Genomic DNA, 12,125 nt, shown 5'->3' with positions numbered 1-12,125 from the left:
CGAGCGTACATAACCGCGGGTTGCCGTCGCCGCATATGGGCGGGCTGAGGCCCGCTTGAGCGAGGAATGTGGAAACCGGCCGCTTCAAAGGGCTGCTCGGGACCGCCGGTAACCACTAGTGTTCCTCCGAACCACTTGTGTTTCACCATTCACATACCGCGCCACCACAGCAGCGGCACGTCGCCTCGCGCCGCGCCGGAGGAACAGCGCATGCCCGAAGAGAAGTCCCGGCCGCCCCAGAACCGCCCCTGGGAGAACGGCTGGACGTTGGACACCTCCCGCACGCCCGGCACCCGACGGCTCTATCTCGCCGGGGCGCTGGCGGTGGCCACGATCATCGCCTGTGTGGCGGCGATAGCCGCCACCGACGACAGAGGTGACGATTCGTCAAAAACCGCACGGGACGAGGGAGGCCTGATCTCCTTCTCCTCGCAACCCGTGACGACCACGGCGCCGCAGGGCGACAGCGGCCTTTCGTCGGTGTCCCCCACTCCCCGGGGCCCCCGGCAGCAGGGCACCGGCCCCACCGTCGCGGTCACGGCCACCCCGAAGCCGCCCAAGCCCACGGCTTCCAAGGGCAGTTCGGCCAAGCCGAAGCCCTCGGTGACCTACCGCTCGGTCCGCTCGGTCAACTACCCCGACCGCTACTGGCACGTGGACGACGGCTATGTGGGCCTGGACCCGGTCCGCGGTTCGGAATCCCGCGAGGATTCCACCTTCAAGCAGGTCAAGGGCCTGGCGAACGCCTCGTGTTACTCGTTCACCACTCATGACGGCAAGTACCTGCGCCACCGCAACTTCGTCCTGCGGGCCGACCGCGACGACGGCTCGTCCCTCTTCCGACAGGACGCCACGTTCTGCCCCCGGGACGCCGCCTACACCAGCGCGACGATGCTGGAGTCGGTGAACTACCCCGGCTACTTCCTGCGCCACAGCAACTTCGTGATCCGTCTGGAACGCTTCGAGTACAGCTCGCCGTATCTGTCGGACTCGTCGTTCCAGCTGGTGGACGGCCTGGCCTGAACCGCGTCCGAGCACCGGAAAGCGGCGGCACCCGGAAGGCGCCGCCGCTTTCCCACGTGCACGTCTGTCAGACGTTGAACCCGAGCGCCCGAAGCTGCTCGCGTCCGTCGTCCGTGATCTTGTCCGGGCCCCACGGCGGCATCCACACCCAGTTGATGCGGAGTTCGCTGACGAGGCCGTCCGTGGCGGACTTGGCCTGGTCCTCGATGACGTCCGTCAGCGGACAGGCCGCCGAGGTCAGGGTCATGTCGAGGGTCGCGATGTTCGCGTCGTCGATGTGGATGCCGTAGATCAGGCCGAGGTTGACGACATCGATGCCCAGCTCGGGGTCGACGACGTCGTACAGCGCCTCGCGGACCTCTTCCTCCGAGGCCGGCTTCATCTCAACGGTCTCGCTCATGCCGTCTTCCTTTCGGCGTCGGCTCCGGCGTCCAGCGCCTGGGCCGTCGCGTCCTTCCATGCCATCCAGCTGAGGAGGGCGCACTTGACCCGGGCCGGGTACTTGGAGACACCGGCGAACGCGACCGCGTCCTCCAGCACCTCCTCCATCGCGTCGTCGGGCTCGATCCTGCCCTTGGACTGCATCAGCTCCAGGAAGGTCTCCTGGATCCGCTGCGCGTCCGCCAGGTCCTTGCCGACCAGCAGATCGTTCAGTACGGAGGCGCTGGCCTGGCTGATCGAGCAGCCCTGACCCTCGTAGGAGACGTCCTCGATCGTCGTGCCGTCGTACTTCACTCGGAGGGTGATCTCGTCGCCGCACGTCGGGTTCACGTGGTGCACCTCGGCGTCGCCATCCCTGAGACCACGCCCGTGCGGGTGCTTGTAGTGGTCCAGGATGACTTCCTGGTACATCGAATCCAGCTTCATGCGATAGCCCGTTCCCGTCAGCCGAAGAAGTTCCGTACGTGCTCCAGCCCCTCGACCAGTGCGTCGATCTCGGCCGGAGTGGAGTACAGATAGAACGACGCTCGCGTGGTCGCGGGAATTCCGTACCTCAGGCAGACCGGCCGCGCGCAGTGGTGGCCGACCCGGACCGCGATGCCCTGCTCGTCGAGGACCTGGCCCACGTCGTGCGGGTGGATGTCGCCGAGCGTGAAGGAGATCGCCGCGCCCCGGTCCTCGGCCGTGGTCGGGCCGATGATCCTGAGGTCGGGGATCTCCGTCAGGCGCTGGACCGCGTACTCGGTCAGCGCGTGCTCATGGGCGAGGATCTTGTCCATGCCGATGGCGTTCAGGTAGTCGATCGCCGCGCCCAGACCGACCGCCTGCGCGACCGGAGGGGTGCCCGCCTCGAACTTGTGGGGCGCCGGGGCGTACGTCGACGAGTGCATCGACACGGTCTCGATCATCTCGCCGCCGCCGAGGAACGGCGGCAGGTCCTCGAGGAGTTCCTGCCGGCCCCACAGCACGCCGATGCCCGTCGGTCCGCACATCTTGTGACCGGTGAAGGCCACGAAGTCGGCCTGCAGGGCCTGTACGTCCAGCGGCATGTGCGGCGCGGCCTGCGAGGCGTCGATGCAGACCAGGGCACCGACCTGCTGTGCCCGGCGCACTATCGCCTCGACCGGGTTGACCGTGCCCAGGATGTTGGAGACCAGCACGAAGGAGACGATCTTCGTCTTCTCGGTGATGATCTCGTCGATGTTGGACAGGTCGAGGCGGCCGTCGTCGGTCAGCCCGAACCACTTCAGCTTCGCGCCCGTGCGCTGCGCCAGCAGCTGCCACGGCACGATGTTGGAGTGGTGCTCCATCTCCGTGATGACGATCTCGGTCTCGGAGTCCACGCGGTAGGGCTCATCCGCCCAGCCCAGCATGTTCGCCACGAGGTTGAGCGACTCGGAGGCGTTCTTGGTGAAGATCACCTCGTTGCGCGAGGGCGCGTTGATGAACTCGGCGACCTTGTCGCGCGCGCCCTCGTACAGCGCCGTGGCCTCCTCGGCGAGCACATGCACACCGCGGTGGACGTTGGCGTTGTACCGCTCGTAGTACTCGCTCAGGGCGTCCAGCACCTGGCGCGGCTTCTGCGAGGTCGCCGCGTTGTCCAGGTACACGAGCTTCCGGTCGTCGTGGACCAGGCGGTCCAGGATCGGGAAGTCCTTGCGGATCGCCTCGGTGTCGAGGAGGCCCGGCAGCTGCGTCACGCGGATACGCCACCCTTCGTGTATGCCTCGTAGCCCTCGTTCTCCAGCTTGTCGGCGAGCTCGGCGCCGCCGGACTCGACGATGCGACCGCCGGAGAAGACGTGGACGAAGTCGGGCTTGATGTAGCGCAGGATGCGCGTGTAGTGCGTGATCAGCAGGGTGCCGACCTCGCCGGTCTCGCGGACGCGGTTGACGCCCTCGGAGACGACCCGCAGGGCGTCGACGTCGAGGCCGGAGTCCGTCTCGTCGAGGATCGCGACCTTCGGCTTGAGCAGTTCGAGCTGGAGGATCTCGTGGCGCTTCTTCTCACCGCCGGAGAAGCCCTCGTTGACGTTGCGCTCGGCGAAGGCCGGGTCCATGTGGAGGCGCTCCATGGTCTCCCTGACCTCCTTCACCCACGTCCGCAGCTTGGGGGCCTCGCCGCGGATGGCGGTGGCGGACGTACGGAGGAAGTTGGAGACCGAGACGCCGGGGACCTCGACCGGGTACTGCATCGCCAGGAACAGGCCCGCGCGGGCGCGCTCGTCGACGGACATCTCCAGGACGTCCTCGCCGTCGAGGGTGACGGTGCCGCCGGTGATGGTGTACTTCGGGTGACCCGCGAGCGAGTAGGCGAGCGTCGACTTGCCGGAGCCGTTGGGGCCCATGATGGCGTGCGTCTCGCCCTGCTTCACGGTCAGGTCGACACCCTTGAGGATCTCCTTCGTGGCGTTGTCGGCCTCGACGGTGACGTGCAGGTCTCGGATTTCAAGCGTTGCCATGGGTGCCTCAGGACTCCTGGGAAAGGGAGACGAGCACATCGTCCCCTTCGATCTTTACGGGATATACGGGGACGGGGCGCGTCGCGGGAAGGCCGGACGGTTTACCGGTGCGCAGGTCGAAGCTGGAGCCGTGCAGCCAGCACTCGATCTGGCAGTCCTCCACCTCGCCCTCGGAGAGCGAGACGTTCGCGTGGGAGCAGATGTCGTGGATGGCGAACACCTCCCCCTCGGTACGGACGACCGAGACCGGCGTGCCGTCGAGTTCCACCCGCTTCGGGGTGTCCTCCTCCAGCTCGCTCAGCCCGCAGGCCCGAACGAAACGGGCACGGTCGTAGGCCATCAGACGGTGGCCTCCAGCTCCTCGTCGATCTTCACGAGAAGGCGCTCCTCGATGTCGTCGACACCGATCTGCTGGACCAGCTCGGCGAAGAAGCCGCGGACGACCAGACGCCGGGCCTCGTCGGCGGGGATGCCACGGGCCATCAGGTAGAAGAGCTGCTCGTCGTCGAAGCGGCCGGTCGCCGAGGCGTGTCCCGCTCCGACGATCTCGCCGGTCTCGATCTCCAGGTTCGGCACGGAGTCGACCCGGGCGCCGTCGGTGAGGACGAGGTTGCGGTTCATCTCGTAGGTGTCGGTGCCCTCGGCCTTGGCCTCGATGAGCACGTCACCGATCCACACCGCGTGGGCGCCCTCGCCCTGGAGCGCGCCCTTGTAGGCGACGTTCGACTTGCAGTGCGGGGTGTTGTGGTCGACCAGGAGACGGTGCTCCTGGTGCTGGCCGGCGTCCGTGAAGTACAGGCCGAACAGCTCGGCCTCGCCGCCGGGGCCGGCGTAGGCGACGCGGGGGTGCAGCCGGACGAGGTCGCCGCCGAAGGTGACCACGAACGACTTGAAGGTGGCGTCCCGGCCGATGAGCGCGTTGTGCTGGGCCACGTGCACGGCCTTGTCGTCCCAGTCCTGGACGGACACGACGGTCAGCTTGGCGCCGTCGCCCAGGATGTAGTCGACGTTGGAGGCGAGTACGGCGTCACCGGTGTGGTCGATGACGACGACGGCCTCGGCGAAGGCTCCCAGCTCGACGACCTGGTGGCCGTAGCGGACCCCGCCCTCGCCGTGCACGGCGATGCGGATCGGCTCGGTGAGCACCGTCTCCTTGGGGACGGTGACCACGCCGGCCTTCTCGAACGCCGAGTACGCCTGGGCGGCGATGCGGTCCACCGGGGTGCCGGCCTTGCCGAGCCGGGCGTCGTCGCGGCCGACGGTCTCGATCACCACGCCCTCGGGCGCCGTGATGTCGACCTTCACGCCGCCGTCGGTGGCGACCGCGGTGCCGTCGTGCAGCCCGCGCAGGCGCTCCAGCGGGGTGAACCGCCACTCCTCCTCGCGGCCGTGGGGGACCGGGAAGTCCGCCACGTCGAAGGACGGGGGCGCGCTCATGCGCGTGGCGACGGTCGACTCGGCGGCCACCGCGATCTGGCCGGCGGTCGTGCTGCCCACCGGAATGTTCTGAGCCTCAGCCATGGCTGTCGGTCTGCTCTCTTCCTACGTCAGGTTCGCTAGCTGTGTCCGAAAGGGGGCGGGCGTCAGCCGACCGCGCCTTCCATCTGCAGCTCGATCAGCCGGTTGAGCTCCAGCGCGTACTCCATCGGCAGCTCCTTCGCGATGGGCTCGACGAAGCCGCGCACGATCATCGCCATCGCCTCGAACTCGCTCAGACCACGGCTCATCAGGTAGAAGAGCTGGTCCTCGGAGACCTTGGAGACAGTCGCCTCGTGGCCCATCGACACGTCGTCCTCGCGGACGTCCACGTAGGGGTACGTGTCGGAGCGGGAGATGGTGTCGACGAGCAGCGCGTCGCACAGCACGTTGGACTTGGAACCGTGGGCGCCCTCGCCGATCTCGACGAGACCGCGGTAGGACGTACGACCGCCACCGCGCGCCACCGACTTGGAGACGATGTTGGAGGAGGTGTTCGGCGCCATGTGGACCATCTTGGAGCCGGCGTCCTGGTGCTGGCCCTCGCCCGCGAAGGCGATGGACAGGGTCTCGCCCTTGGCGTGCTCGCCCATCAGGTAGACGGCCGGGTACTTCATCGTCACCTTGGAGCCGATGTTGCCGTCGATCCACTCCATGGTCGCGCCCTCGTACGCCACGGCGCGCTTGGTGACCAGGTTGTAGACGTTGTTCGACCAGTTCTGGATGGTCGTGTAACGGCAGCGGGCGTTCTTCTTGACGATGATCTCGACGACCGCGGAGTGCAGCGAGTCCGACTTGTAGATCGGCGCCGTACAACCCTCGACGTAGTGCACGTAGGCACCCTCGTCGACGATGATCAGGGTCCGCTCGAACTGGCCCATGTTCTCCGTGTTGATACGGAAGTAGGCCTGGAGCGGGATCTCCACGTGCACGCCCTTCGGCACGTAGATGAAGGAGCCGCCGGACCACACCGCGGTGTTCAGCGACGCGAACTTGTTGTCGCCGACCGGGATGACCGTGCCGAAGTACTCCTTGAAGAGCTCCGGGTGCTCCTTGAGAGCGGTGTCGGTGTCCAGGAAGATGACGCCCTGCTCCTCCAGGTCCTCGCGGATCTGGTGGTAGACGACCTCGGACTCGTACTGGGCCGCGACACCGGCGACGAGGCGCTGCTTCTCCGCCTCGGGGATGCCGAGCTTGTCGTACGTGTTCTTGATGTCCTCGGGCAGATCCTCCCAGGACTCCGCCTGCTTCTCCGTGGAACGCACGAAGTACTTGATGTTGTCGAAGTCGATGCCGGAGAGGTCCGAGCCCCAGTTGGGCATGGGCTTCTTGCCGAACAGGCGCAGACCCTTGAGGCGGAGCTTGGTCATCCACTCCGGCTCGTTCTTCTTCGCGGAGATGTCGCGGACGACGTCGTCGTTGATACCGCGCCGCGCGGAAGCGCCGGCCGTGTCGGAGTCGGCCCAGCCGTATTCGTACTTGCCCAGGCCCTCGAGCTCGGGGTGGGCAGTCTCCGTGGGGAGAGTCATGCGGGGTTCCTCCCGGCCGTGCTTGCAGATGCGTGATCAGACATGTGGGAAATCTTGGGGATGAACGTCGTGCAGACGCCGTCGCCGTGCGCGATGGTGGCCAGTCGCTGGACGTGCGTTCCGAGCAGCTGGGAGAAGATCTCGGTCTCCGCCTCACAGAGCTGGGGGAACTTCTCCGCGACATGGGCCACCGGGCAGTGGTGCTGGCAGAGCTGCTCGCCGACCGGTGCGCTGCGCGCCGTAGCAGCGTACCCGTCCGCGCTCAGGGCCTTGGCCAGGGCTTCGGTGCGCTCCTCGGGGGCGGCGGCCTCGACGACCTTGCGGTACTCCTCGGCCTGCGCGGCGATCCTGGCGCGCGCGAAGGCGACGACCGCCTCGTCCCCGCCGAAGCGCTCCTGGATCCAGCTCAGGGCGTCCGCGGCGAGCTTGTCGTACGACTGGTCGAAGGCGTCCCGGCCGCAGTCGGTGAGCGCGAAGACCTTGGCGGGGCGGCCGCGCGTGCGCGCGCCGTAGACCCGCTGCTCCCGCGCCTCGACGACGTCGTCGGCCACCAGCGCGTCCAGATGACGTCGTACGGCCGCCTGGGTGAGCCCCAGCCGCCCGGCCAGCTCGGCGACGGTCGACGGGCCGTGGTCCAGGATGGATCGCGCGACGCGGTTGCGGGTGGACCGCTCACCGGTCGCGAGCTCCTCCTGAGGGGCCCCCGTGGGGGTCTCCCGAGCCTCGCCGACGTTTTTCACAACGCCATTGTTGCGTAATTCCTCAGGACCGGGCAACCCGCGTCCGTCACGACGGGCGGTGCCCTACATCACTTAGGTACTCCTAACCTGACCTGGGGAAACGATCTTTGATCGATCAAACGGGTGGCGTCCGGCGGTCCTGTCGGGAACACTCGCGAGGATGCTCATACCACCTCCCACCGGCCCACTTGTCACTCGCGAGACCCTCGCCGGAGACCTGCGCGAGCTGGGTGTGAAAAGCGGCGAGATCCTGCTCGTGCACTCCTCCCTGAGCTCCCTGGGCTGGGTCTGCGGCGGCCCGGTCGCGGTGGTCCAGGCCCTCCTGGACGTAATCGGCCCGGACGGCACCCTGGTGGTCCCCACCCAGACCGGCGACCTGTCGGACCCGGCGGTGTGGAGCAACCCCCCGGTGCCCGAGGAGTGGTGGGACACCATCCGGGCGACCATGCCCGCCTACGACCCCCTCGTCACGCCCTCACGCGGAGTCGGCGTGATCCCGGAGACCGTGCGCACCTGGCCCGGCGCCCTGCGCAGCGCGCACCCGCAGACCTCCTTCGCGGCGATGGGGCCACACGCGCGTGCGGTCCTGGACGGCCATGCCCCCGACTGCCGCCTCGGCGAGCAGAGCCCCCTGGCCCGCCTCGAGGCGCTCCACGCGCGGGTGCTGCTCCTCGGCGCGGGCTACGACACCTGCACCAGCTTCCATCTCGCCGAGTACCGCGTCCCGGCCCCCCGGGTACGGGTCGGCCGCCCTGGACCGGACGGCTGGGAGGTGGTCACCGAGGTCTCGATCACCTCGGACCGCTTCGACGAACTCGGGTACGACTTCGAGCGGGACAGCGGCGTCGTCGTACGGGGAAGGGCGGGCGCGGCCGACGTACGGCTGTTCCCGGTGGCGGACGCGGTGCGGTACGCGCAGCGGTGGCTGACGCTGCACCGCTCACGGGAGGACGTTCCCGGAAATGCGCTGGGTGGAGATCCTGCACCCGCCCGACTGCGGCGCGGGCCGCGAACCTAGACTCGGGCGCATGCGAAGTGAGCCCGTGGTCCAGGTCCACGCCCTGGTGAAGCGGTACGGCACGAAGACCGCCGTGGACGGCCTCGACCTGGTGACCCGGGCGGGCGTGACCGCCGTTCTCGGGCCCAACGGGGCCGGCAAGACGACGACGGTCGAGACCTGCGAGGGATACCGGAAGCCGGACTCCGGCACGGTACGGGTCCTGGGCCTCGACCCGGTGCGCCAGGCCCGTGAGCTGCACCCGAGGATCGGAGTGATGCTCCAGTCCGGGGGCGTGTACTCGGGCGCCCGGGCCGACGAGATGCTGCGGCACATGGCGAGACTGCACGCGCACCCGCTCGACGTGGACGCGCTGATCGAGCGCCTCGGACTGGACGGCTGCGGCCGGACGACGTACCGCAGGCTGTCGGGCGGCCAGCAGCAGCGCCTGGCTCTGGCCATGGCCGTCGTGGGCCGGCCGGAACTGGTGTTTTTGGACGAGCCGACCGCGGGGCTCGACCCGCAGGCCCGCCGCGCGACCTGGGACCTGATCCGCGACCTGCGCGCGGACGGTGTCTCGGTGGTCCTGACCACGCACTACATGGACGAGGCCGAGCAGCTCGCCGACGACGTGGCGATCATCGACGGCGGCCGGGTCATCGCCCAGGGCACCCCGGAAGAGCTGTGCCGGGGCGGCGCGGAGAACACCCTGCGCTTCACGGGCCGCCCCGGGCTCGACGTGGGCTCCCTGCTCAAGGCCCTCCCGGCGGACTGCTCGGCGGCCGAACTGACCCCCGGCTCCTACCGGGTCGTGGGCAAGGTCAACCCCCAGCTGCTGGCGACGGTGACGTCCTGGTGCGCCCAGCACGGCGTGATGCCGGAGAAGATCTCGGTGGAACGGCACACCCTGGAAGACGTTTTTCTGGAGCTCACGGGCAAGGAGCTGCGCGCGTGACGGCCACCGGTATGTACACCCCGAAGCCGGGCGCGGCGCCCCTGGGACGCATGATCGCGACCCAGGCGGTCCTGGAGACGAAGATGCTCCTGCGCAACGGCGAGCAGCTCCTGCTGACGGTGGTGATTCCGGCCCTGGTGCTGGTCCTGTTCAGCTGGGTGGACATCATCGACACGGGCCAGGGCAAGGCCGTGGACTTCCTCACCCCCGGTGTCCTCGCCCTCGCGGTCATGTCCACGGCGTTCACCGGGCAGGCGATCGCGACCGGCTTCGAGCGCCGCTACGGTGTCCTGAAGCGCCTGGCCTCCTCCCCGCTCCCCCGCTGGGGCCTGATGACGGCGAAGACGGCGTCGGTCCTGGTGACGGAGATCCTCCAGGTGATCCTCCTGACGGTGATCGCCTTCGCGCTGGGCTGGTCCCCGCACGGCAACCCCTTCGCCGTCCTGCTGCTCCTGATCCTCGGCACGGCGGCCTTCTCGGGCCTCGGCCTCCTGATGGCCGGCACCCTGAAGGCGGAGGCCACCCTGGCGGCGGCGAACCTGGTCTTCCTCCTGCTGCTGGTGGGCGGCGGCGTGATGGTCCCCCTGTCCAAGTTCCCTTCAAGCACCCAGGACGTACTGAGCCTGCTTCCCATCACGGCCCTGTCCGACGGCCTGCGGGACGTGCTGCAGCACGGGACCGGGACGCCGTGGGGGGATCTGGGGATTCTGGCGGTGTGGGCGGTGGCGGGCCTGGCCTTGGCGGGACGCTTCTTCCGCTGGGAGTAGGGGGCCTCGTGAAAGCGTGCACAAGCTGCCCTCTACGATGGAAAGCGTGCCGAACCTGACCCGTGCCGACGCCGTAGCGGCCGTCCGCAACCCGCTCGCCTTCATCGCCGCACGCTGGACCCCGACCCCCCGGACGGTTCAGCGGGCGGCTCTCTCCGCGCTCGTCATGGCGGTGGTCATCGTGGTCACCGGCGGGGCGGTGCGGCTGACCGGGTCGGGGCTCGGGTGCCCGACCTGGCCCAAGTGCACGGACGACTCGCTGACCGCGACCAGCGCGATGGGCTTCCACGGCGCCATCGAGTTCGGCAACCGGATGCTGACGTACGTGTTGTGCGCCGCCGTCGGGTGGGCGATCATCGCCGCGCGCTCCGAGAAGCCGTACCGGCGCAGCCTGACACGGCTGGGCTGGGCGCAGTTCTGGATCGTGATGAGCAACGCGATCCTCGGCGGCATCGTCGTGCTCGTGGGTCTCAACCCGTACACCGTCGCGGCGCACTTCGTGGCGACGACGGCCCTGATCACGGTCGCCGCGGTGATGTGGCAGCGCACCCGTGAGGGCGACACGGCACCCCGCCCGCTGGTCGGCAGGCCCGTGCAGCAGCTGGTGTGGTTCATGGTCGCGGCCGCCGCCCTGCTGATCCTGGTCGGCACGGTCGTGACCGGCGCCGGACCGCACGCCGGTGACTCCAGCGAGGTCGATCGGATGCCGCTGGACTGGGAGACGGTGGCCAAGGTCCACGCGGTCCTGGCCTGGATCGTGGTGTCGCTGACCTTCGCCCTGTGGTTCATCCTCAAGGCGGTCGACGCCCCCAAGGGCCCCCTGCACCGCACCCGTGACCTGTTCCTGGTCCTCCTCTCCCAGGGCGTCATCGGCTACGTCCAGTACTTCACGGACCTGCCCGAGTTCCTGGTCGGTCTGCACATGCTCGGCTCGGCGCTGGTCTGGATCGGTGTCCTGCGCGTCCTGCTGGCCCTGCGGGAGCGGTCCGGGGGCGAGCCGTCCGAGGTGCCCGTTCAGTCGTACGCCGCCACCAGTTCGTCGATCGCCGGGCCCAGGTAACCGCGGGTCAGCGCAGCCCTGTTCTCGACGGCGGGTCCGGGCTCGCCGTAGCGGCGCCTCCGGATGTCCTCGACGAGCTCCACGGGCGCCCCGAGTCCCGGCAGCAGTTCCAGCGCCTCGCGCTTGCTGATCAGTCGCCCTTCCCGCAGGGTGACGCTCGCGCGGGCGAAGGTCAGCAGCCCCCCGTCGACCCACACGTCCCGCGTCCACAGCGGGGCGTTGCCGAGGGCCGGGCGCCAGAAGTCGCGCTGGTCACGGACGACGAAGTCGGTGAGCTCCCGGTCCGACACCGGCGGCAGCAGGTCCGCGGGCGGTTTCCCCAGCAGCACCCGCCCGAAGCTGTGCAGTTCGCGCTGGGTCACCGCGGTGACCGGCCGCTTGAACAGCTCCTCGTGCGCCCAGGTGAGGTGGCGACGGCCCGGATCGGCCGACGGTGTCAGGTAGGTGCAGTGCAGCTGCCCGGACAGCGGCTCGGCCCGCAGCCGGGCGTGTGCCTTCGCCAGCCGCCAGACCGTCCGCGGCCCCAGCCCGTCGAGTACGGCGATCAGGTCCAGGTCGCTGCGGCCCTCCTGATAGTCGCTGCCGGCCAGCGAGCCGTGGGCCCAGACGGCGACGGGCTCGAGCGGGGCGAGCTCGGTCAGGAAGCGGTCGAGTAACACCTCGGTCTGCATGCATC

14 protein-coding genes are annotated in these 12,125 nt (G+C 69.0%); 5 read left to right on the top strand and 9 right to left on the bottom strand.

The annotated features are described in order from the left end of the window. The first annotated feature begins 210 nt into the window (after positions 1-210). A complete protein-coding gene (locus tag ACIRP7_RS14260) occupies positions 211-1,023 on the top strand; it encodes an AbfB domain-containing protein (protein ID WP_403657971.1) in 813 nt (270 codons plus the stop codon). A gap of 67 nt (positions 1,024-1,090) precedes the next feature. Here ACIRP7_RS14260 and ACIRP7_RS14255 read toward each other — a convergent pair whose 3' ends face one another. The 8 genes from ACIRP7_RS14255 to ACIRP7_RS14220 form a co-directional block, all read right to left on the bottom strand. Further along, positions 1,091-1,423, bottom strand: a complete 333-nt coding sequence (locus tag ACIRP7_RS14255; RefSeq protein ID WP_028809645.1) for a metal-sulfur cluster assembly factor — start codon at positions 1,421-1,423, stop codon at positions 1,091-1,093. Then, positions 1,420-1,890, bottom strand: a complete 471-nt coding sequence (sufU, locus tag ACIRP7_RS14250) for a Fe-S cluster assembly sulfur transfer protein SufU (protein ID WP_352390547.1) — start codon at positions 1,888-1,890, stop codon at positions 1,420-1,422. The genes ACIRP7_RS14255 and sufU overlap by 4 nt, the downstream gene beginning before the upstream one ends. A gap of 17 nt (positions 1,891-1,907) precedes the next feature. After that, positions 1,908-3,164: a cysteine desulfurase gene (locus ACIRP7_RS14245; protein WP_403657966.1), complete on the bottom strand. Its 1,257-nt coding sequence runs from the start codon at positions 3,162-3,164 to the stop codon at positions 1,908-1,910. Further along, positions 3,161-3,925 (bottom strand): Fe-S cluster assembly ATPase SufC, encoded by a 765-nt coding sequence (gene sufC / locus ACIRP7_RS14240; RefSeq protein ID WP_057618339.1) that lies wholly within the window; start codon positions 3,923-3,925, stop codon positions 3,161-3,163. Before sufC ends, ACIRP7_RS14245 begins: the two co-directional genes overlap by 4 nt. 7 nt (positions 3,926-3,932) lie before the next feature. Continuing rightward, positions 3,933-4,265 (bottom strand): non-heme iron oxygenase ferredoxin subunit, encoded by a 333-nt coding sequence (locus ACIRP7_RS14235; protein ID WP_403657963.1) that lies wholly within the window; start codon positions 4,263-4,265, stop codon positions 3,933-3,935. Then, positions 4,265-5,446: a Fe-S cluster assembly protein SufD gene (sufD, locus tag ACIRP7_RS14230; protein ID WP_403657960.1), complete on the bottom strand. Its 1,182-nt coding sequence runs from the start codon at positions 5,444-5,446 to the stop codon at positions 4,265-4,267. Before sufD ends, ACIRP7_RS14235 begins: the two co-directional genes overlap by 1 nt. 62 nt (positions 5,447-5,508) lie before the next feature. Then, the gene (gene sufB / locus ACIRP7_RS14225; protein ID WP_352390552.1) at positions 5,509-6,930 is read right to left on the bottom strand and encodes a Fe-S cluster assembly protein SufB; all 1,422 of its coding nucleotides are present in this window, start codon (positions 6,928-6,930) and stop codon (positions 5,509-5,511) included. After that, positions 6,927-7,670 carry a helix-turn-helix transcriptional regulator gene (locus tag ACIRP7_RS14220; RefSeq protein ID WP_403657956.1) on the bottom strand — a complete coding sequence of 248 codons (744 nt, stop codon included), beginning with the start codon at positions 7,668-7,670 and terminating at the stop codon, positions 6,927-6,929. The genes sufB and ACIRP7_RS14220 overlap by 4 nt, the downstream gene beginning before the upstream one ends. A 160-nt stretch (positions 7,671-7,830) precedes the next feature. Here ACIRP7_RS14220 and ACIRP7_RS14215 point away from each other — a divergent pair, with 160 nt between their 5' ends. Genes ACIRP7_RS14215 through ACIRP7_RS14200 form a run of 4 tightly spaced genes read left to right on the top strand, consistent with a single transcriptional unit; the run spans position 7,831 to position 11,449 of the window. Further along, a complete protein-coding gene (locus ACIRP7_RS14215) occupies positions 7,831-8,688 on the top strand; it encodes an aminoglycoside N(3)-acetyltransferase (protein WP_403657953.1) in 858 nt (285 codons plus the stop codon). Positions 8,689-8,698: 10 nt separating this feature from the next. Beyond that, on the top strand, positions 8,699-9,622 hold the full coding sequence (locus ACIRP7_RS14210) for an ABC transporter ATP-binding protein (RefSeq protein WP_403657950.1): 924 nt from the start codon (positions 8,699-8,701) through the stop codon (positions 9,620-9,622). Then, on the top strand, positions 9,619-10,389 hold the full coding sequence (locus ACIRP7_RS14205) for an ABC transporter permease (RefSeq protein ID WP_403657947.1): 771 nt from the start codon (positions 9,619-9,621) through the stop codon (positions 10,387-10,389). Before ACIRP7_RS14210 ends, ACIRP7_RS14205 begins: the two co-directional genes overlap by 4 nt. Positions 10,390-10,426: 37 nt before the next feature. Beyond that, positions 10,427-11,449, top strand: a complete 1,023-nt coding sequence (locus ACIRP7_RS14200; RefSeq protein ID WP_403657945.1) for a heme A synthase — start codon at positions 10,427-10,429, stop codon at positions 11,447-11,449. On the opposite strand, the gene ACIRP7_RS14195 is transcribed toward ACIRP7_RS14200, so the two are convergent. After that, on the bottom strand, positions 11,404-12,120 hold the full coding sequence (locus tag ACIRP7_RS14195) for a nucleotidyltransferase (RefSeq protein ID WP_403657943.1): 717 nt from the start codon (positions 12,118-12,120) through the stop codon (positions 11,404-11,406). The genes ACIRP7_RS14200 and ACIRP7_RS14195 overlap by 46 nt on opposite strands. Positions 12,121-12,125: the final 5 nt, after the last annotated feature.

This window comes from Streptomyces sp. NPDC102270, assembly GCF_044766405.1.
GTDB lineage: Bacteria > Actinomycetota > Actinomycetes > Streptomycetales > Streptomycetaceae > Streptomyces.
This window is presented reverse-complemented; position numbering and strand designations above follow the sequence as displayed.

Excerpts from the sequence above, each read along its gene's own strand:
- ACIRP7_RS14260 (WP_403657971.1), top strand. The coding sequence starts at position 211 with ATGCCCGAAGAGAAGTCCCGGCCGCCCCAGAACCGCCCCTGGGAGAAC.
- ACIRP7_RS14255 (WP_028809645.1), bottom strand. The coding sequence starts at position 1,423 with ATGAGCGAGACCGTTGAGATGAAGCCGGCCTCGGAGGAAGAGGTCCGC.
- sufU (WP_352390547.1), bottom strand. The coding sequence starts at position 1,890 with ATGAAGCTGGATTCGATGTACCAGGAAGTCATCCTGGACCACTACAAG.
- sufC (WP_057618339.1), bottom strand. The coding sequence starts at position 3,925 with ATGGCAACGCTTGAAATCCGAGACCTGCACGTCACCGTCGAGGCCGAC.
- ACIRP7_RS14235 (WP_403657963.1), bottom strand. The coding sequence starts at position 4,265 with ATGGCCTACGACCGTGCCCGTTTCGTTCGGGCCTGCGGGCTGAGCGAG.
- sufD (WP_403657960.1), bottom strand. The coding sequence starts at position 5,446 with ATGGCTGAGGCTCAGAACATTCCGGTGGGCAGCACGACCGCCGGCCAG.
- sufB (WP_352390552.1), bottom strand. The coding sequence starts at position 6,930 with ATGACTCTCCCCACGGAGACTGCCCACCCCGAGCTCGAGGGCCTGGGC.
- ACIRP7_RS14215 (WP_403657953.1), top strand. The coding sequence starts at position 7,831 with ATGCTCATACCACCTCCCACCGGCCCACTTGTCACTCGCGAGACCCTC.
- ACIRP7_RS14210 (WP_403657950.1), top strand. The coding sequence starts at position 8,699 with ATGCGAAGTGAGCCCGTGGTCCAGGTCCACGCCCTGGTGAAGCGGTAC.
- ACIRP7_RS14200 (WP_403657945.1), top strand. The coding sequence starts at position 10,427 with ATGGAAAGCGTGCCGAACCTGACCCGTGCCGACGCCGTAGCGGCCGTC.
- ACIRP7_RS14195 (WP_403657943.1), bottom strand. The coding sequence starts at position 12,120 with ATGCAGACCGAGGTGTTACTCGACCGCTTCCTGACCGAGCTCGCCCCG.